Origin of the sequence: Ktedonosporobacter rubrisoli, assembly GCF_004208415.1 — a bacterium.
In the GTDB taxonomy this organism is placed as follows: Bacteria; Chloroflexota; Ktedonobacteria; order Ktedonobacterales; family Ktedonobacteraceae; genus Ktedonosporobacter; species Ktedonosporobacter rubrisoli.
This window is the reverse complement of sequence record NZ_CP035758.1, coordinates 4,936,273-4,956,777: the sequence shown is the minus strand read 5'-3', so window position 1 is coordinate 4,956,777 and position 20,505 is coordinate 4,936,273. Positions and strand designations below refer to the sequence as shown.

The window sequence follows — 20,505 nt, the reverse complement described above, 5'->3', positions numbered from 1 at the left end:
CCCATTTATGATCTCTTGAGGGTAACTTGTTGCGGTGAGAATCTGTGGGGGTGACAGTATGAGATATAATAGCGAAAGGGTAATCTACATCGTTGTTGAGAGTGTACCCTGATGGATAACCTGGTATTTACTATAAAGGGGATAGTTACTGTATGGCACAAAAGACCTTTGAACACAGAGCCCAACTACCTCCAGCCTCTGATCTCTACAATGTTGATCATTTGCTGAACGAAGAAGAACGTATGGTGCGCGATACCGTACGTAAGTTTGTGAGCGAGCGGGTATTACCAATCATTGATAAGAACTTTGAAGATGGTACCTTCCCTCGTGAGCTCATTCCGGAAATTGCCGAGCTTGGTTTGCTTGGTATGCACCTTGAAGGGTACGGCTGTGCCGGGCTCAATGCCGTATGCTATGGTCTGGCTTGCCAGGAACTGGAGGCAGGTGATAGCGGCCTACGCTCGTTTGTATCTGTGCAAGGTTCGCTGGCCATGTTTCCTATTTATGCCTTTGGCTCAGAAGAGCAGAAGGAGCGCTGGCTGCCAAAGATGGCGAGCGGCGAGGTGATTGGTTGTTTCGGTTTGACTGAACCCGATTTTGGTAGCGAGGCTGCTGGTATGCGCACTGCTGCGCGTAAAGACGGCGACTCTTATATTTTGAACGGCACGAAGATGTGGATTACCAATGGTGGTATTGCAGATTTAGCTGTTGTCTGGGCCCGTGCTGAGGACGGAATCAGGGGTTTTCTTGTGGAGCGTGGTACCCCCGGCTTTACGACAAGCAATATCCATCAGAAGCTCTCTTTGCGCGCCTCCGTTACTTCGGAGCTACATTTTGAGGATTGCCGGATACCTGCGGAGAATATGCTACCAAATGTACGTGGTATGCGTGGACCTTTGTCCTGCCTGGATGAGGCTCGTTATGGGATTGCCTGGGGGCAATGGGGGCTGCACGTAGTTGCTATGAGGTAGCACTCGATTATGCTAAATCGCGCATCCAGTTCAAGCGGCCCATTGCAAGCTTTCAGCTTGTGCAGCAAAAACTTGCTATCATGGCTACCGAGCTGACGAAAGCCCAGTTGCTCTCCTTACAGCTTGGACGTCTGAAGGATGAGGGCTTGTTGCATCCTGTGCAGGTTTCAGTAGCCAAGCGTAACAATGTGCGCGAAGCTTTGCAAACGGCGCGCGAAGCTCGTACAATTCTGGGAGCCAACGGAATTACGCTAGAGTATCCAATCATTCGTCACATGAATAATCTTGAATCGGTCTTTACCTATGAAGGGACAGACGACGTTCATACCCTCATTATTGGTCAGGCTATCACCGGCCATAATGCCTTCTCCTGAGTATTAGTTTCCTGGAAAATTTATGGTTCCACTGTAATCAAGATGTGTAAGGCTATTACAGTGGAACCGCTCAGCAACTGCCACTGAGCAGCACAGCAGAGAAGCGTATTCCTGCTGCGCTTCTAGAGCCGGCTGAAAGATCAGAGTAATGTCGTAGTAATAACGGGATTTGTTGCTTGCTTCTACAGTTGAGCGGCTAATGCGTGTGCCGCTCGGCAGGAACATTTGTCTCCTGAGCTTGATCTTGTTCGGCGGCGACATTTTTTGCTCGAATGCGTTGGCGTCTGCGAATAAGCACAATAGCCGTAGCCAGAACCAGCACAAAGATAGCTGCGCCTATCCAGCCCATTGTGCCCGCGATCTGCTCCACCTGAGCAAAGTTATCATGGAAGACGCGCCCGGCCAGGTAGCCAAGCAGGCCATAGATAATAGCCCATAGAATCCCCCCGGCAGCATTATAGATGAGAAAGGTTCGCCAGTGCATTTGATGCACTCCCGCAAGAAAGGCTGCCCAGGCCCGCAAGATGGCGGTGAAACGTCCGAAGAAGACAGTTTTGCCTCCATGCTTTTCAAAAAATCGTTCAGCGTAGCTAAGGTGGTGGGGTTTCACAAAGAAGTAGCGCCCAAAACGCTGGACAAAGCGGCGTCCGCCCACACGTCCTACATAATAACCGAGATTATCGCCTATGATGGCCCCGGCGGCGGCACAGGCGATCACAATGGGGATCTGTAAGCGCTGATCTATGGCGGCGTAGAAAGAGGCGAGCAGCAGCATTGTTTCGCCGGGAAAGGGTATTCCCGCACTTTCTATAAGAATAAAGAGGGCTACTGCTGGATAGCCAAAGGTTGCCAGGACATATTGTAGTGTTTCCAGTGAGATAATAGAAGCCAGTGGATAGTGCTGCAGAGCTAGAAACCATATACCCATACTGCCGGTCCAATCTATGTCTTAAATCTTTTTGCTGTGAATTATCAATTTAAAAAAGTTTTCCCTATACTTTGTCTTCTTATACGGACTGTCCATTCATTCAGTTGCCTTTTCGCAAATCCGCAGCTACCAACTACCTGATCTCGAAGCTGGTGGGAGGCTGAAAAAAACTGAAGATCAGGCCCGGGCAAGGCACAAGCGAGCAGGCTTGATATGATCTGCAAGGATAGTTTAGATAGGTGAGGGAAAAGAGAAGGTATCTGCCTGAATGAAGAGGAAAAAGATGAGCCACCAGAGAGTAACATCGCTCTCCTGGTGGCTCGAAGTGGGTCGATGATCAGGCTTTGCAGGCGGGTGCCGAGGCTCCAGGACCTAGATCATTGCCGTAATCAGCAATTTTCCAGGTGTTGGGGCTATCTCTATCCTGCTGCAAAGTAATACGTATTTGATATGGCTTCTTTAGTTTGCTTCGGGTAAGTGTATAGCTAAAGCTCTGGCTGTTATCTTGATTGGTAGCACTATTGGCGACCTCGCTGTAATCGGCGACCGGGCCATAGCAGCGATCAAGAGCCTGGGCCTGCTGAATAAACTGGGCCTGATGCGTAGGGAGCGTAATAGCGGGGCCAAGATAAGTATACGCCTGGGCATAATCACTTTTAGAGACGGCACCTAGAAAGCCCGCTGCTGCCGTAGAGGCGCCAGAGCTAACGCTTATTCCCTGGAACAAATTGTAGGCCATATAACTGCCAATGCCAGCGGCTGCCGCGCAGACAAAAAAAATGGCAGTGATAATGAGAAGCTGTTTACGAAATTTTTTTGGCGTCGAAGTCTGGCTCTGCGGCCGGGCTACACGAGGCTTGGCCGGTGGATGTTCGATACGCGCCATTCCCGGAGGACGCTGAGGGATTGTACGATGCTTGCCCGTCCCATTGAGCTCAGCAGTGCGTTTATTAGCTGGTTTCTCCCACAGCTCACCGCTATGATCTTGTCGTCCTTGCATATCGTATTTTCTCCTCAGTGGCGATATCTCTTATAAAGACCTCTATGCCAAATAATTTCTGCAAAATACAAATTCTAAACATCTAGCATAACGATTCCGGTAAGTTTAGCGTGTGCCCGCTCTAACTGCTCTTGCGCACGTTTGGCTTGAGTCCGCGATGTGCGCCCCGAGGAAATAAGTAGAAAGGTCTGATCCACTATCGAACTAATCTGAGCGGTATTAATACTCGCCAGCACCGGTGCACTATTGAAAATAATAAGACTCTGCTCACTTGATGACTCTGCAAGATACTGCCGTAGTCCGGCTAGCACGACTGGCAACCTTGTAGCCAATAGACGACTGATTTCCTGGGATGGTACTGTTGCCGTCCCAGCACACAGCAAGCGTAGATTTGGCACAAAGGTCTCGCTAAGACAAAGGGCCAACGTTTGCGCGTTGAGCTTCTCTTCTGCGAGAAGATTGCTTAACCCTCCACTAGTAACGACGCCAAAGCGTTGCTGCAAACCTGGCGTATGAAGGCTTGCATCAATCAGGATAGTGGGAGTGTTACTTTGTGCCGCTGCGATAGCAACGTTGGCCGCGGCCCCCGCATAGCCAGGATAAGCTGCTGGTGTCGCGAAAAGAATAGTGTGTGGCCCGAGCTGTTCATCGTTCCAACTAAAACGAATATTCGCATACAACGTATGATAGGCTGTACTATATGTAGAGTCTGCATCATAATCTGTAAGCAGCGAAACCTGCTCTTGTGATAATATGGCCACGGCAAAACTCCTGTATTCTATCCCTACATGGAAAGAGGCGGAGGTTGTGTTTCTCGGTTCCTCTCCGCCTCTTTGCCAGGATCGATTGTACTATAATTGTCCTGATTCTTGCTGTCAATATATTCCACCCAAATTTGCCGGGTTTATGCGGCGGGTGAGTGCTGGGATCTATTTCTGCCCGGAGTAGGGGCTGGCGGTACCTCACCATAGATGGGCAGCTGAAGTAGCTGGACCGCCTCATCTTTATTGCGAATTCGGTCATCTAGATAATCGATGAGAAACGCCAGCGCAATGCCAATAATCAAGGCGACGACTACAAGCACGAGTAATAGTGTTGGCTTGGACGCCAAAGGCCCTGGCACAAGCGCCGGAGCTGTTGCGCTACTGATGACTTCGGCTGATACGAGGGGATGGATCTCGTTGCGTTGCTTAAGCGAGGGAGTAGTGTTGCGTATCTCATAATCGAGGTATGAGCTGATATGGGCAACGCTTACCTCACCCACAGCATTAGCGATTGCCCATGCCCCGGCGGGCGTTGACCATGTAACGCTGATAGTGACAAGACTATGGGCCCGTGTAGCCGTTAAAGAGCTCCCAATAGCGCCGGGATTTTGCCAGTCTCCAAGATCAGCTTGCGGGCCAAAGCGCTGCGTAATCTGGCTCATATCCTTCTGGATTTGTTGTGAAACCTCAGTATCAAACTCGTTTGAGGTGATGAGCGGGCCCGTTGCTAGCTCATCGGCCAGAGTTTCTGATGCTGATATATAGTCAGCATAGCTCTGATCTGTGCTATTTTGCGTCGCTTGTAATCCTATACGTACAGAGACATTAGATTGATAAGCTTTTAGGGCTCCCGGCGTTTTTGCTAAATGATAATATTGATATCCCGTGTAGATCGCAATAATTCCTACGACAAGGATAATAATCCAGCCCCGCCTCCAAATAATTTTCCAGTAAGACCGTAGTTCCACGTCCCTAAAACCCTTTCTCGCCGATATTGCTTAGTGAATAAGATCGTTAGTTGGCGTACGAGCTTGCTTTTCTTCTGGCTCGCCTAATTTCGCCTCAATAAATTGCAGAATGCGCCGTCGAAAACGCGGTTTATCAAACTCAAGCGCATGATTGCGAATAGTTTGTGGATCGAAAGCTCCTTCCTCGAAGGAGGACAGCACAGCCATCAGGCTCTCAACCGTCTGCTCCTTGAAGAAAACGCCGGTTACCCCATCCACAATAGAGGCCAGGGCTCCGCCGGACCCGTAGGCAATAACCGGCCGTCCAGCCGCCTGGGCTTCCAGAGGCGTAATCCCAAAATCTTCTTCCCCTGGAAATAAGAAGGCGCGACAATGCATAAAATAGTACAGCACCTCTTCATCGCTCAAGTGCCCCAGGAAGCGGATTGTTGGCCCGGCCATGCCTCTAAGACGTTCAAGATCGCGCCCTCCCCCAATGACGACAAGGGGGAGACGCAGGCGGTTGCAGGCTTCAATCGCCAGGTCTATACGCTTATAGGGGATCAAGCGGCTCAGGACGAGGAAGTAATCCTCTGGCTGAGTAGCGGGATCAAACGGGAAACGATCGGCCTCCACTGGTGGTGGAATAACTACTGCTTCGCGCCGATAATATTTCTGAATGCGCTCTGCCACGACAGGCGAGTTAGCGATAAAGTGATCGACCCGCATGGCGCTTGACTGATCCCAGACGCGCAATCCCGTCATCAAGAAGGGCAAGACACTACGTGCTACTTTGCCTAGCTGTTCGCGTTCGACATACTCTTCATAGTTCCAGCACCAGCGCATTGGGGTATGGCAGTAGCAAATATGCAGGGTTTCTGGCCTGGTAATCACGCCCTTGCCAAAGGCGCTGGAACTGCTAAGCACAAGATCATAGCCCCGTAGGTCAAGCTTTTCCATGGCGAAGGGGTAGAATGGCAGGTAGGGCTGGTGATGCCTGGTTACCAGAGGCAATTTCTGCATGAACGAAGTGCGAATATCCATACGCCGAAAAGCCGGATCGACGAGCTCTGGATCGTAGATAGACGTATAGATTGGCGCATCAGGAAAAATTTCGTGAAACGCCATAACAACCCGTTCCGCACCGCCCATCTGATTGAGATAATCATGCACTAATGCAACTTTCATGTGGCTAATACGCTCCTCGACTAAACAAAACCGCTGGAATAGTGCGGAAAAGAATCTGGAAGTACAGACGCAGAGACCAGTTTTCTATATAGTACAGGTCCATCAGGACGCCCTCATCAAAGCTCAGGTTACTACGACCGCGTACTTGCCATAAACCAGTCAGGCCGGGCCTGATCGCCAGGCGTCCCTTTTGCCACTCTTCGTATTGCTCCACTTCCCGTTGTAAGGCCGGCCGTGGTCCGACCAGGCTCATATCTCCCTTAATGACATTAATGAGCTGTGGCACTTCGTCAAGGCTGGTTCGGCGAATAAATTTGCCGATCGGTGTGATACGCGGGTCATCTTTCATTTTAAAGAGAGGGCCGGTTGCCTCATTCTTTTCGAGCAAGGTCGCCAAACGCTGATCAGCGTTCTGGTACATTGAGCGAAACTTGTATATCTCAAAGAGCTTGCCATTGAGGCCTACCCGCTTCTGCTTAAAGATGATCGGTCCCTGCGAAGACAGCTTAATTATCAAGGCAATACATAGCCAGATGGGGGAGCTCAAGGTCAGAACCAGGATAGAAACAGTCACATCGACAAGGCGTGTGATAAAACGCTGTATGGAGTTGAGTGCGACCTGCCTGATTCCCAACAAAGGAATGCCTTCAATCACTCCCATATCGATGCGCGATAAGCTTAACTCATAAAGTTCGGGCACAAGCTTAAAGGAGGTTCCCAGGCGCTCACACATCTTGACGCTCCTTACCGCGTATTGATGCATATTTGAAGGTAGCGCAATGATCACCTCATCCACTTGCATGGAGCGAATGACATACCCGATATCATCGATAGTTCCCAACATTTTAAAGCGTCCAAAGTCGCTGGGCGGCTCGTGCTGTAAATCATGAAGAAAACCCACGATAGAGTAGCCGAGATCAGGGTTAGCGGCGATATGCTGCATAATCATTTTGCCAAGGCGCCCGGAACCTACCACGAGCAAACGTGTCTCACCGAGGCCAATTCTGTAGAGCAGCACCATAACCCCTGAGACGATCAGGCGAGCCAGGCAGAGTACCACAACAGCGGTTGCCCAGACAAATGGAACCAGCAGACGCGAGTTAGACATTGCTGGAAAAACAAAGTAGTAGGCAATCAAGAGAGTGAGCCCTACGGTAGCCGAGTTTAGAATGGTTCGCGCTTGTCGGAACCAGCTACCGGTGAGACGGATAGTATACAGACCACGTAGGATGAAAATAACGATCAGCCCGATCACAATACCAAATTCTAAGGGCGCAAAGTTATCTAAGGGTGTAGTAAAGAAAGTGCTGTTGAACTCGCTGCCTATCAGAGTTTTAGCAAGAGTATCAAGTAGACTGCTTGGGCGCAGGAGCACATAGCGAAAATAATAGGCTACGCGGAATGATGCATCAATGAGAATAGCATCAAGTATGATCATGGCTATGCATTCAAATATGCGCCACTGACGACGATGGGAGCGTCGTCGAGAGATAGCCTTGGTAATAGGACCTGTAGCTCCGCCTACCATTTCAGGGCTCCCAAGCCTCTCCGTGTTAATGTTCGTTGTCTGATATATTTCACTGCTATTCACGACTCAAGCCATCTTCTACACTATTGAACAAACGACGTATGCCGGTGTTTCGTACGTAAAGCATGAACTGCTGCAGCCTTTGCATAGACTTCTCTTGTTTGCGCTACCATTCTCTGGGCCGAAAAGCGCTCTGCAACAGAGGATGCTGAAGAACGACACTTTTCACGGAACTCTTGATCTGTGATTGCTCGATGCATCGCTCTAGCTATGCCTTCTATATTATAGGGGTCGACACATAGAGCAATCTGCGCACCTGCTTCTGGTAAACTAGAAATATTGGATGTGACGACGGGTATTCCGCAGGCCAGGGCTTCAGCTACAGGTATGCCAAATCCCTCATAGAGTGAGGGGTAGGCAAAAACGCTGGCTGCGCGATACCATAGAACCTGCTCGGTATCTGTAACAAAGCCCGGAAAGATTACCTCTGATTCAAGTCCCAGCTCGCGTACTTTGGCGAAAATCTCATCATAGAGCCAGCCTTTACCGCCGGCCAGGACCAGCTTCACAGGGGTTGTATAGTTCTGACGTAATTGCGCGTAAGCTTCAATCAGCGTAGTAATGTTCTTACGTGGCTCCAGCGTGCCAAGATAAAGTATATAGCCATTCTCCAGTTGATGTTGTTTGCGGAAAGCTTGTATCTGTTCTTCTTCAACGGCACTTAAAAAACGCGTATCGATACAGGGATTGACAGTTTGCACGCGCTCCAAAGGAATGCCAACCAGCTTATGAGCATCCTGCCTGGTACTCTCAGAGACTGCAATAACCATAGTAGCGTGTCGCAGACTGCGAATAGTAAAAGTGCGATGGTAAAAACGTTTAGCTTTCGTGAGAACGCCCGGAAAGCGTAAAAACGCCAGATCATGTAGTGTTACCACTGTTGCGCATTGCCTGGGCAGCCACTCAGGAAGCACGTTTACAGGGGAGTGCAAAACATCTATACGCTTCTGACGTATGAGAGAAGGTAGCGTGAATTGCTCCCAGGCCACACGTGCCGCCGGTTGCTCTTCTGGCCAGGCTGCGGCGAAGTAGGTAATCTGCGGGTGCTCGGCAGCAAGGTGCTCTATTACCTCCTGCCCGTTGACGAAGACCGTATAAGTATGATCCCCTGGTTGCCTGGCTAGTTCGGTCAGCAAGTAACGAATATAGCGGCTGACCCCGCCGTTGCGGTAATTCTGACCAAAGGATAGCAACTGAGCGTTGATACCTATGTGCATACCAGTAGTATTCTCCTTATGGCAATATAACGTCTCTGGATTTCACGAGGTAACAGGCTATGCCTTTCCTACTCTTTGCCACCTGAGTTGATTGTCCTGAAATATAGGTTGCAGTTCTCCGCTGGCATAGAGGGTGCTCAAAGCCGATTGTACCGTCGTCTGATAGAGCACATACTGAGAGAGGGCGTTAATAGTTGCGCCTTGCGATGTCGCTACTGCGCTTAATACGTCAGCAGTGGTGCGAGGAGTCCCGTCAGCAAGTGCGTTTAGTACGTCTTTTAGTATACTCTCTAGACGTTCAATGGTATAGTCAATGGCCCGATTAGCCTGTTGTTCTGCAGTATATATTTCTCCGTGCCCTGCTACTATATGCTTAAACGAGGAGGTTTGCCTTTTTAGGGTATTTAGCGTGGTTAAGCCTGCCTGCACATCACTATAAAAGGGAATGCGATGCTTATCGAGGATAGCAGGAGTAAGGAAGGCATCGCCGGCGAAGAGGGTGTCGGCGAAGGCCACCCCTACTTGTTCGCTACTGTGACCTGGTAATGAAAGGATTTGTAAGGGGATCTGATCGAGGATTTTTTCGTTGCCGACAAGAATAGTATCGACCGAGCATGGCTTGGCGAGCAGAAACTTGTGTTGGAGCTCGCGCGGTGGCTGGGCTCCGCTAAAAAGATAGAGTGGCTCTAGAATTGGTCCCGACATGACAGCGGCCTCTACGCGGGTGGCGTAGACCTTCAAGCCTGTTTGCCGTACAAGATAATCGGCGCCACCGAAATGATCTGCATGAGCGTGTGTAATAAGGAGGGCGCTCGGCGTTAGGCCCAGTTTCTTCACGTGCTGCAAAATCTCGCGCCCAACGTCTTTATCCATTCCACTATCGATGATGAGACAGCGACCTTCGTAAGAGATAACGCCAATATTCGCGCCTCCCTGAATAACCCAGGTATGTGCATTAATTTGTATCAGTTGCATTTGCTAGCTCCTCTATGATCATGTGTGTCTGCTTGCTGAGTAGTGCCAGCTCTTGAGGGTCTATTTCAGCTAAGGAAGCGCTCTCCTGTACGATGCTGGTACCTATTATTACAACTGGCATATGCCAGAACTTATATAAAGGATATAAAGGATAGCTCCCGATGGTTAAAGGAAGAAGAACAGCTCCCTGCGCTGAGGTATGGCTTAGGGCGTGTTGTACCTTCTGCACAAAGGGCATCGCGAGAGGTGTATAGATGGGCCAGTTGCGCTGTAAGACCCGAACCTGGATATCCGCTAAATCGTGGGCTTGTAGATGCTCACGTAGTTTGCTGGCAATGTCATCAGGGTCCTGGGCTGGGACAAGATAGAAGTCCACACAAGCCTTAGCCTGCGCTGGAAGCGTTGCTCTGCTCCGCTTGCTTGCTGAAGCACCGGCATGCAAGGTATTGATTGAGCAGCTAGGTGTAAGCAGGTGAGCATAGTGTAGCTGAAATCCTTTGAGGCCCAGGAGAAGCTGATCAAGCTTCCAATGTTGAGCCAGAGAAGAGGCATTGTCCGGCAAGTTGTAGAGCTGTTCCATTGTCTCATCCTCAAGGGCTATCACATTATCATAAAACCCTTCGAGTAGAATTTCCTCCTGCGAGTTTTTCAGCTGATTGAGGGCCCACAAGAGCCTCCAGGCGGCTCCTGGAACTACAGCGCCATGACTTGAGCTCACCGGTCTGGGGGTTGTGCGGGAAAAAAGCTCAAGGCTGAGATATCCTTTAGTCCCTAGCGCAAGGTAGGGAGCTCCAATGAGGGCACTATCTGTGGCATAGCCAATACAGCCATCGGCCTGAAATAGGCTCTGGTGCTGGGCGACGACATCGAGCATAGCAGGATGGCCGGGCTCACCTGTAGCATCAAAGAGCCACTTTATATTCATGGGTATAATTTTTTTGGCATCTCGATAGGCCGCTAGGATAGATAGGTGGGCGCGAATGAGTGTCGATGAGTGAATGTCTGCAGGCAGGCAGGGTATATAAAAGAAGAGCGTATGCCTGGCGCCTGTGTGGAGCTCGGCATAGAGAAGTGGAGGGTCCGCGTAAAGTAATATTGTCTTTAATCCATATTCCTGGAGTTGTGCCTGAAAGATCTCATGTGCCTGCCGCATAATGTGTTGACCAGGTGCAAAAACCGAACTTTTTGGATAGTAAAAAAAGGTGCTGACCTGCGTTTTAATTGGAAATGAAGAACGCAAAAATCGACTGAAGGACTTGAAGCCCAGATATCTTAGGGTTTTCCAGTTCTCCACACTGGGATTGTTAAGGGCTTGCCCTTGAACTGGGCCACCGAGGCTACGTCGCGAGCGAGCGGATTTGGCCCCGAGTGTTCTCCTCACCGCCCTCAGGCGGCAAAAAAACCAGAGCTGGAAAGCCCTGCCAGGTACCTGAAGAGTATAGCAGCTATGTCAAGTAAGCATATATAATAACAGATGGAAAAAGAATCAAACCGAGGAGAGCTACTTTTACGTTGACATGATGGTGAAGGGGCTTCTCTAAACGGGGAAAGAAAAAGACATAGATTTTGTTGAGAAACGTAATAGTAGCCACTTCGGTGATTGCATTATGTTGTTTTAAGCTTATAAGTGTGCTATGTAGTATAACCCTTTTACGGGCCATTCTAGTACCGCAAGCTATATCTCTTGCATGCTGAGTTATGAAAGAGTATACTCAGGTGCAGTGAGCGGTACAGTAGGAGGCTAGAGGAAGTCCATGAAGGGCATAGAGGGAAAGATACGTTGCGTTTTTTCCTCTCTAGGTGTATTATAGCCAAAAGTTCCAGCAACTGCCTAGTGTACAGAGCGCACAGATCGAGAGCTACTGAAGTACGGGAGAGAAGCACGTTGTCCAAACAACTCAGGCTCGATGTCGCACAGCTAACAGATGTTGGCCGCAAGCGTCCCCATAATGAAGATAATATGGCCTACGTCATTCCAAAGGACGCGCAGATAATGGCCAAAAAAGGGGCGCTTTTTATCGTGGCTGATGGCATGGGGGGACATGCAGCAGGAGAAGTAGCGAGTGAAATTGCTGTTGATACAGTCAGCAACGTGTATTATGAGGATGATAGCGAAGATATTGCTGTCTCATTGCTGCATGCGATTAAACGTGCAAATTCGCTAATTCATCAACGAGCGGCTGAAAACATGCTCCGTAGCGGTATGGGCACAACTTGTGTCTCGGCGGTGTTGCGCGGCAACATGGCCTATTTCGCAAATGTTGGCGATAGCCGTGCCTATTTAATTCGCGGTGGGCAGGTTAAGCAGGTATCGCAAGATCATTCATGGGTGGAGGAACAGGTGCGCGCTGGTCTGCTGACCAGGGATCAAGCGCGCTCGCATGCTCAGCGCAATGTTATTACGCGTTCGCTAGGCACTCAGCCAGATGTTGAGATAGATATCTTTGCTGAACGCCTGGAAGAAGGCGACTCAATGATTCTCTGCTCTGATGGGCTATCAGGCCTTGTAGATGACGAGGATTTGAGAAGCATTGTAGATCAGTATGTGCCGCAAGAAAGCGTTTATCATCTGGTTGAGCGGGCTAATGAGAACGGGGGCCCTGATAATATCACTGCGATTGTGATTAAGGTGCTTGAGGTGGGTATGGAGGAGCCTCCTTCATCTCTACCAGGGGTGCTTTTCCCTGTTCCCGTGGGTGGCCGAGAAGCAGATGGCGCGGGCTCGATGCTGAAGAATCTTCCTCATTCAGCAATTGGTTTGCCGACTCGCCCTGAGGATAATCGCCTGAACGGTTCTTCGCTACGGATATCGAGCGGCCCCCTGGGCGCTCCTGGGGGAATGTCGAGCTATGGTGCGACCCCTCAGCAGTCGCAGTCTACCCGGGTGCAGGCTAAGCGCAATCGTTTATTCTATACCATATTGGCTGTATTTATTCTTCTCGTTCTGGCAGGGGCGGGGGCTGGGGTGTGGTATTTCATGCTTCGTCCACAGCATACAGTAAATGTGGATGGCTTACTTAAAGATGCTAATGTTCAGGTTGAGCAAGCTAATAAGATATTGGCTAATGATCCTGCTACCGCACTCAAGCAACTATCCCAGGCTCAGAGCGATTTAAAGCAATTACAAGAAGTATCTTTAAGCGATGCTCAGCACAACCAGGCTTCTGGGCTGCACTCAAAGCTTGTTTCCACAACGAAGACAGCCATTACTAATTATAACCAGCTGGCGGCAATTGTGCCATTAGCGGCAGCGGGCCCTTGTGTGAATGCCACAAATTCACCTCTGGATAGTGGTACGACAGGGACACAGGCCAATATCCTGGCAGTTATTCAAAATGGGAAGAACAAGCAGTTCTTCTATGCCGTTGGGGCCGATCAAAAGCTCTATCGCTTGAATGATCAGCGAAGCTTTGTCAATAAGATTTCCGCTGTGCAAGATGTCCTTGTCCAGGCAGTGGTGAGCGATGGGCAGCGTTTAGTGGCCTTAGCATCTCAGCCAAAAGATAATTCGTATGCCTTGCATTTGCTCTTGCCCAACGATGATGGGACGCTCAAGGACTCAGGAACTGCCACTGTTGATCAGAAATATATGCAAAACGGCCTGGTGCCACAATTTGTGGCGGCCTGGGGCCAGGATGTCTATGTGATCTTGACTTCTAAGACGGCGCCAAATACCGCTGATATGCTTCACTACAAGATTAGTGGTGATAATCAGTGGGAAAAAGCTACACCTGTCAATGCGACGCTCTCTATTTCGAATACGCTCGTGAGCGTAGCGGCTTTTCCCGATGGGCGGCTTTTCTTGCTCTATAGCAATGGTGATGTGCAAACACTCCAATTTGCCAATGGCGGAAATCTGACAGCTGTGAGTGTGGTGATGCAAAGCGCTATTCCAGTCCCGCTTTCTGCCACGGCTGCCGATTTCTCTCCTACGTCGGCTGTTCCCACACCGGGGACGCAAGGAGTGCAGGCGAAGTCTTTCCTGTCGGTTCCCGGGGCTAGCATGTTGGCGGCCGGTTTGATAGATAGTGATAATGCTCCTCATCTCTTTATTCTTGATAAGGACCATTTCCGCGTGATTGATCTTAAGGTGGCACAGGAGGCTGCTATGACGGCTACTGTAACGCCTTCGGCCTCGCCTACCTCGTCTACAGGGAATGGGAATGGCGGTACAGGTGGAGGGACAGTGAGCACAAGCAGCGGGACGCAGTTAAGTATGACGCTGGTGCGGCAATATACTTCGGCAAATCTTCTGGCTGTTATGAAGAGTGCTGTTGCCGATCCACATGGCGCAAGTCTCTATCTCTTGACCCAGAGCGCGCAAAGTAATGCAACGCCAGGCTTGATCTCGATAGATATGCATCAGCAGAATGATCAGCAGAGCGCATGCGCTTCATCATAGAGCTATTCTAAGCTGCCATACGTATCAGGATAGAGGCATGTTGTGTATTGATTCTGCAGAAGCTTTTCCCATTAGATTTCGTAACAGTTAAGGAGCGTCCGAACGTGGGTTTTGAGGTATATTATCGAACATTCACTTGCGGTGAATTGGGTCCAGATTATGTTGGTCAACAGGCTACGTTGGCGGGCTGGGTAAATCGCCGCCGCGATCATGGAGGCCTGATCTTTCTAGATATTCGTGATCGCTATGGTATTACACAGGTAGTCTGCGATCCTGAACGTTCTCCAGAGTCACATCGGGTTGCGGCGGAATTGCGTTCTGAATACGTTGTTCAGGTGAGTGGCAAGGTGGTCATGCGTCTGCCCGGGACAGAAAACCCTCACTTAAGTACAGGGGCTATTGAGATTGCCGCCGATCAGCTGGTTATTCTCAACCCTTCGCGTACAACGCCATTTCCAATTAGCAACGATAGCACGCCCGTCGATGAGAGCTTACGACTGAAGTATCGGTATCTGGACTTGCGACGTCCCAAGATGCGCGATAATATGATTTTGCGCCATCGGGTTGTAAAGCTTATACGTGATTATCTTGATGAGCAAGGCTTCCTGGAGATTGAGACACCTATTCTCATGAAGAGCACGCCGGAAGGTGCCCGAGATTATCTTGTGCCAAGCCGTATCTATTCTGGTGAATTCTATGCTTTACCTCAGTCGCCGCAGCAGTTGAAACAGCTCCTCATGGTAGCGGGCCTTGACCGCTATTTCCAGATTGCACGCTGTTTCCGTGATGAGGATCAGCGAGCCGATCGTCAGCCTGAGTTCACTCAGCTTGACCTGGAAATGTCCTTTGTCTCTGAGGATGATGTCATGTCCTTGATTGAGGGACTTGTCATTTCGCTGATTGAAAAGACTACGAACAAGCGTATCAAGGAACTGTCCTTCCCGCGCCTGAGCTATAAGCATGTGATGGATCGTTATGGAACCGATCATCCAGATCTCCGCTTTGATCTGCCTCTGGTGGAGATAACAGATCTGGCCGGGGCTGGTAACTTTGGCGTATTCAAAAATGCGCTGGCTGCCCAGGGAATGGTCAAGGGTATTCGCGTGCCAGGAGCCGGGGGTTACAGTCGCAAAGAGGTGGAAGAGCTTACTGAGTTTGCTCGCATGCTGGGAGCCAAAGGTTTAGTGTCTCTGGCTATTCAGGCCTCTGGTGAGGTGAAATCGCCATTGACTAAGTTTATGGCAGGCCAAGGGGTGCAAGCTATTATTGATCGCCTGGAAGGCAAGCCTGGTGATCTGCTCTTGTTTGTTGCGGATAGCGCTAAAGTTTGTAATGATGTGCTCTTCCGCTTGCGTGTAAAGCTGGCTGAGCGCTTGAAATTGATTGATCAGAACGAACTGGCCCTCTGCTGGGTGGTGGATTTCCCCCTATTGCATTATGATGAAGAGGCGCAGCGCTATGATGCCGAGCATAACCCATTCTCTGGCATGGATGAGGAGCATATTAGCCGTCTGGATAGCGACCCGTTGAATGTGCGGGCTAAGCAATATGATATCATCTGTAACGGCTATGAGATTGGCGGAGGCAGTGTGCGTATCAATGTTGCCGCCTTGCAGCATAAGGTCTTCTCGTTGATGAATATGGACGATGAGCAGATCAAGGAACAGTTCGGACATATGCTCGAAGCTTTTGAGTATGGTGCTCCTCCCCATGGTGGCATCGCTCTGGGTATAGATCGTTTCATTATGCTGCTTGCTGACGAAGAGAGTATCCGCGATGTGATTGCTTTCCCCAAGACGCAAAGCGCAATGGATCTCTTGATGAATGCGCCTTCGCCAGTCGATGACAAACAATTGCGTGAGCTGCATTTGCAAATTCGCCCCGAGGAGCGGCGCTAACTACAAATAGATCAACGGCGCGACATCTTTATGAGGTGTCGCGTTTTTTTTGTGCCCAGATAAGCAGCTGTCAATCTTTAAGGCTAGAGTAAAGAAATGCCCCTGAAGACTCTTCCAAAGCCAATAGAGGCCTGATGATTCACAAACAAGACTATCATAGATTTGGCTATATTTCTTGGGCTGTGTATACTAGAAGTAGGTTAAGCCCAGACTCTATCGTAGGTTTGACATCCGGTTGGGAGGATGGAAGGAGAAGACAATGACATCGATGAATCAGGGAAATTCCAATCGCAGTGTATCGACATCGGCAGGTCCAACACATTCGATGAATATGTTGAATAGGCCTAATTCTCTAAGCAATCCAGCGGTTGGTATTGCCCCAAAATTTGTTCCAACGTTAAGTGAGGATGATGCAGTTGTCCAGGCGCGCCTACTGAAAGCCTTAGCTGATCCTACACGTCTGCGCATTTTGAGCTTGCTGAGCAGACATGAAGGAGAAGTTTGTGTCTTTGAGATTGTAGAGAGCTTTACCCTGGAACAACCCACTATCTCACATCATCTTCGCATTTTAAGAGACGCGGGCCTGGTGGACTGTCGTAAAAAAGGTTTGTGGGCCTATTATTACGTTCGTCGAGATTCTCTTGGACGCGCGAGAGATGTGATCGACGGCCTGGCCTAGAAAAAAATGCGTTAGATCTCCGGCGGTATGTGCTTGTCTCGGTGCATGCCCCATTTTGGTTTATTTTTCGCCACCTGCTGCTTGATCTATGCATAAGCTAGTGTTCTGTCAAGAGTGAAGTGACGCGTGAGAACAGCGGGGATGCAAGGGGCGGACGCGTCGCGACCAAGCGAATTGTGCCCCTGCTTATCCCCCACCTGCCGCCGGCCGGCGGCGCATTCGTCAATCTCTGCTTGACAGACTACTAGAGGCTTTACAGAGTTGAAATTAGAGCTCTTGATAGATGATTTCTGGAATTGCTAGGAATTTTAAAAATTGCGGGTGGCGTTCTCAAAAAACTCTTGACAAACGGTCGTGAATACTGTATTCTACATCACGTAAACAAACACACGTACCCGTAGCTCAGTGGATAGAGCGACAGATTGCGGATCTGTAGGTCGGAGGTTCGACCCCTCTCGGGTACGCCTAAAGTTGGATCACCTGAACAGGCTGATCCAATTTTTTTTTGCCTTTCTCATGGTAGTTTCTCCTTTTACGATAATTTGTGGAGCGGAACCAGGGGCTCTGTAGGTCGGAGGTTCGACCCCTTTCGGATATGCTATTAAAGAATTGAGTGCGCAGCCAATCCTCTTTTTATTTGAACGACTCACAACGTTACTTCCGCCATGAACTTTTTGCCCTGGCCCTGCTACTTGCAAAAGCCAGTATCCCTTTTTAGTTTTTGCAAAAAGGGAAGATTGCATCCGCCCTAACTATCGATGAAGAATGCCGCTAAATCTGCGTATAATCGTTATCTGACAGCTCAGACTGATGGGATATTTGCAGGAGTATATAGAACAATGAGAATAACCAGTTTTGGCGTTTGAGGCCCAAATTGGCTTTGCTCCGCATTGATCCTCTTTAAGAAAATCGCCGGGTGGCTCTCTTGCTCGCTTTTAGTAGTTGGTTAGATTGATATTAACCTATCTAGAGGCAAGATTTTAACTTTTGCGCCCCAGAACCTTTTGTAATAAACGGGAAAAAAAGCTAGTTGTTGGCTGTTGAGTTTTGATGACGGCCCCTCTTCCTAATTGGGTAGCAGTGTAACGATGAGCCGGGAGTATAAATGTTGGTTGCTCATCCAGTGAGGCAAGATTTACTCGTTGGGATGTTGAAATGCTGGGAGAACTCGCCTGGGAATTTGGAGGCGGCTGTTGAGCTGGCCGCGGTGAGGGCGATTTTTGAGCCTGCTGTGTTGAGGAAGGTGGCTGAGCTGGAGGCGGCTGTTGAGCTGGCCGTGTTAAGGGCGATTTTTGAGCCTGCTGTGTTGAGGAAGGTTGTTGAGCTGGCCGCGGTGAGGAAGGTTGTTGAGCCTGCTGTGTTGAGGAAGGTTGTTGAGCTGGCCGTGCTGAAGGAGGCTGAGGAGCCTGCTGTGTTGAGGAAGGTGGCTGAACTGGCCGCGCTGGGACAGTTGTTCTCCGTTGCGACGAGGCAGTTGCTCGCCTGGCAAGATATTGGGAATTATGCGAAGGATTTCTGTTGGCGATGGGTCTGGATTCTTCAGGAGTTTGTGGAGTATTTGAATTATATGAGGGTGAATCCATGGTTGCTCTCCTAAATAAACCTATAACATAGAGATTATAAAAAAATATGCTTCTTGATTCGTGCAACGTGCAAGTATCGCTGAGGTAACAGCATGAGTGGTCGGAAATAGCACAAACATAGATATCTGACCTGACAAGATAGTGGTCATCCGCACAATAGATTTTTTATTATCTTTTAATGGAACACGTTTCTAATTGTGATTTCTGGCTTCATAAGAAGCTCAATGAAGCTGCATAGCGTTGACTGACAGAACGCAGGTGTACAATAACCTCTTTCCAGGCTTGCTGACAATGTTCCCAAAAACTGATATATGCATAAGAAGCGACACAGAAAGCTATCAATTCGGTAGGGGTAGCCGTGATGGGTAGCAAGGATTGTGCCTGCTTTTGGATCGATGTTGAATGCTTGAGCGTATATAAAGCATCCTGATAACGTTGGCGAAATGATTGTAATAGTTTTATAAACTCGGTGTGTTCTCTACTAGCTCTGCCAGGAGCGAGGATGTAAATGTAGTGCAGCATAGCCTCTTCGATTGCTTCCAGCTCATTTGGGGAAGTGTAGAGTGTATGTAAGGGAGTTATATCTTGAATGGAACAGAAATCGTTGGATGACATCGAGAGACTCCTTTCTCTTGCGCCTTGTGAAGGCTTTTCTAATCGGCGTTTGCTAGCGGCCTTGCTTCAAAGGCAAAACGCTATAGGTTTTTATGAGCCCGCAGGCCTATAACCAGGGTCTATAAGTTATGACAGGAATCAGGACGGAATCCTGACTCTGTGTTCTGACAAAGCACTAGCTATCCTGCAAGACTGGAGCCATCTGGTTAGAGGAATTTAAGATAGGTATATTTGGAGGTCAAGGCAAGTCTCAATAAATGTAGGATAGGATAAGTATAAGCCAAGGAGAAATACTATGCATCTCACTTCCGTAAGTATCTCACGTGTCAAGGCTCAGGATGCTCTCATATGGCTGAAATTATGTTATCGGGCCAAGAACATGTCCCTGCCTGACGATACCTCCGATCTGCTTAAACTTTTTCTATCTGCGCCAGCTGAGGTGGCGGCTAATCGCTTTCTGGCCTGGTTAGGTGATAGGCCGATTGCGGGCTGGCGCTTAGAGAGATTTGAAGATGTTGTTGAGATAAAAGATCTTTTTGTACTTCGTGAATATATCTCACCTTACGGTTCCCAAATAATAAATCAGCTCACTCAAGAAGCAGCCCGACCTGACGAGGTTTTGCTTATCTATGGTTATCCTGAAGCTTATAACGAGATGTTACGGGTGGTGGGCTTTAAAGTGTATGAGCGTATGATCATGCTCAAATCATTGCATGATTATCAAATACAAATAGCGAACCTGCCTCCAGGGCTTCATTTACGTGCCCCACGCTCTGAGGATGAGCAATTAGCTGCCAGCTTAGCCTACCAAAATTATCAAGGCACTATTGATCAGGAGATGATCTGTAGTAGTGAGAACCAGGCTAGCATGATGATGCATGATATCTTTGGAGGGACCTATTGCCGCTTTGATCGCCAAAGCTCGTTTCTGCTAGAAGATGAGCAGGGAAAGCTCATAGGCAATATTTTTCTCGGCAATAGAAGTTCGCTCGATCTGGATAAACTGATGTGGATACTTGATGTTTCGCTTAGCCCACAGTGGCGTGGAAAGGGCTTAGGACGCGCGCTGCTAATTCATAGCCTCAATGCCGCTAAAATAAAGGGCTATTCTAAGGTTGGGCTGATAGTGACTGTGGGCAATGCCAGCGCTATCGCCTTATATCGTGCGCTACACTTTCATAGGCATGGCGATTCCATATATGAGGCCGTGCTGCGTTGTCCTCCACAGACTAATTTCATGGGTGAGGATAGATAGAGGTAGAAAAAGCTGAACCGAGCGTATGGGAGAGCAATAGGAGGTCAAGGAAAAATGTATAGAAGCATGGGTTTCGGGTATCGAGGGCGAAAATTTGGGACTATCCTCCTTTACTTCCTTT

15 protein-coding genes, 1 tRNA gene and 1 pseudogene are annotated in these 20,505 nt (G+C 49.1%); 7 read left to right on the top strand and 10 right to left on the bottom strand.

All coding sequences use genetic code 11. The features are described from left to right. Positions 1–152 precede the first annotated feature (152 nt). Positions 153–1,345: pseudogene (locus tag EPA93_RS21625) on the top strand (acyl-CoA dehydrogenase family protein). 196 nt (positions 1,346–1,541) lie between these two features. On the opposite strand, the gene EPA93_RS21620 reads toward EPA93_RS21625, so the two are convergent. The 9 genes from EPA93_RS21620 to EPA93_RS21580 form a co-directional block, all read right to left on the bottom strand. Continuing rightward, on the bottom strand, positions 1,542–2,273 hold the full coding sequence (locus EPA93_RS21620; protein WP_129889505.1) for a DedA family protein: 732 nt from the start codon (positions 2,271–2,273) through the stop codon (positions 1,542–1,544). Between the two features lie 337 nt (positions 2,274–2,610). After that, positions 2,611–3,273 (bottom strand): hypothetical protein, encoded by a 663-nt coding sequence (locus EPA93_RS21615; protein WP_129889504.1) that lies wholly within the window; start codon positions 3,271–3,273, stop codon positions 2,611–2,613. A gap of 74 nt (positions 3,274–3,347) precedes the next feature. Next, a complete protein-coding gene (locus EPA93_RS21610; protein ID WP_129889503.1) occupies positions 3,348–4,034 on the bottom strand; it encodes a P-loop NTPase family protein in 687 nt (228 codons plus the stop codon). 143 nt (positions 4,035–4,177) lie between these two features. After that, positions 4,178–5,005 carry a YveK family protein gene (locus EPA93_RS21605; protein WP_129889502.1) on the bottom strand — a complete coding sequence of 276 codons (828 nt, stop codon included), beginning with the start codon at positions 5,003–5,005 and terminating at the stop codon, positions 4,178–4,180. Positions 5,006–5,035: 30 nt separating this feature from the next. Further along, positions 5,036–6,172, bottom strand: a complete 1,137-nt coding sequence (locus EPA93_RS21600; protein ID WP_129889501.1) for a glycosyltransferase — start codon at positions 6,170–6,172, stop codon at positions 5,036–5,038. Between the two features lie 4 nt (positions 6,173–6,176). Continuing rightward, positions 6,177–7,700 carry a sugar transferase gene (locus EPA93_RS21595; protein WP_129889500.1) on the bottom strand — a complete coding sequence of 508 codons (1,524 nt, stop codon included), beginning with the start codon at positions 7,698–7,700 and terminating at the stop codon, positions 6,177–6,179. 83 nt (positions 7,701–7,783) lie between these two features. Beyond that, positions 7,784–8,977, bottom strand: a complete 1,194-nt coding sequence (locus EPA93_RS21590) for a glycosyltransferase family 4 protein (protein WP_129889499.1) — start codon at positions 8,975–8,977, stop codon at positions 7,784–7,786. Between the two features lie 57 nt (positions 8,978–9,034). Then, positions 9,035–9,952, bottom strand: a complete 918-nt coding sequence (locus EPA93_RS21585) for an MBL fold metallo-hydrolase (RefSeq protein ID WP_129889498.1) — start codon at positions 9,950–9,952, stop codon at positions 9,035–9,037. After that, on the bottom strand, positions 9,933–10,877 hold the full coding sequence (locus EPA93_RS21580) for a peptidase dimerization domain-containing protein (RefSeq protein WP_165423305.1): 945 nt from the start codon (positions 10,875–10,877) through the stop codon (positions 9,933–9,935). Before EPA93_RS21580 ends, EPA93_RS21585 begins: the two co-directional genes overlap by 20 nt. 960 nt (positions 10,878–11,837) lie before the next feature. Between EPA93_RS21580 and EPA93_RS21575 the strand changes: the two genes are divergently transcribed. From EPA93_RS21575 to EPA93_RS21555, 5 genes are all read left to right on the top strand, one after another. Continuing rightward, positions 11,838–14,354: a Stp1/IreP family PP2C-type Ser/Thr phosphatase gene (locus EPA93_RS21575; RefSeq protein ID WP_129889496.1), complete on the top strand. Its 2,517-nt coding sequence runs from the start codon at positions 11,838–11,840 to the stop codon at positions 14,352–14,354. Positions 14,355–14,458: 104 nt separating this feature from the next. Continuing rightward, entirely contained in the window at positions 14,459–16,252 is a 1,794-nt protein-coding gene (gene aspS / locus EPA93_RS21570; RefSeq protein ID WP_129889495.1) for an aspartate--tRNA ligase, read from the top strand. 259 nt (positions 16,253–16,511) lie between these two features. Then, complete coding sequence (locus EPA93_RS21565) at positions 16,512–16,931, top strand: ArsR/SmtB family transcription factor (RefSeq protein WP_207229618.1); 420 nt, start codon at positions 16,512–16,514, stop codon at positions 16,929–16,931. A gap of 391 nt (positions 16,932–17,322) precedes the next feature. After that, positions 17,323–17,395: transfer RNA gene (locus EPA93_RS21560), tRNA-Arg, on the top strand. A 641-nt stretch (positions 17,396–18,036) separates the two neighbouring features. Then, the gene (locus EPA93_RS21555; RefSeq protein ID WP_129889494.1) at positions 18,037–18,528 is read left to right on the top strand and encodes a hypothetical protein; all 492 of its coding nucleotides are present in this window, start codon (positions 18,037–18,039) and stop codon (positions 18,526–18,528) included. Between the two features lie 196 nt (positions 18,529–18,724). On the opposite strand, the gene EPA93_RS21550 is transcribed toward EPA93_RS21555, so the two are convergent. Continuing rightward, complete coding sequence (locus tag EPA93_RS21550) at positions 18,725–19,129, bottom strand: hypothetical protein (RefSeq protein WP_129889493.1); 405 nt, start codon at positions 19,127–19,129, stop codon at positions 18,725–18,727. Positions 19,130–19,424: 295 nt separating this feature from the next. On the opposite strand from EPA93_RS21550, the gene EPA93_RS21545 reads away from it, so the two are divergent. Further along, positions 19,425–20,384, top strand: a complete 960-nt coding sequence (locus EPA93_RS21545; protein ID WP_129889492.1) for a GNAT family N-acetyltransferase — start codon at positions 19,425–19,427, stop codon at positions 20,382–20,384. Positions 20,385–20,505: the final 121 nt, after the last annotated feature.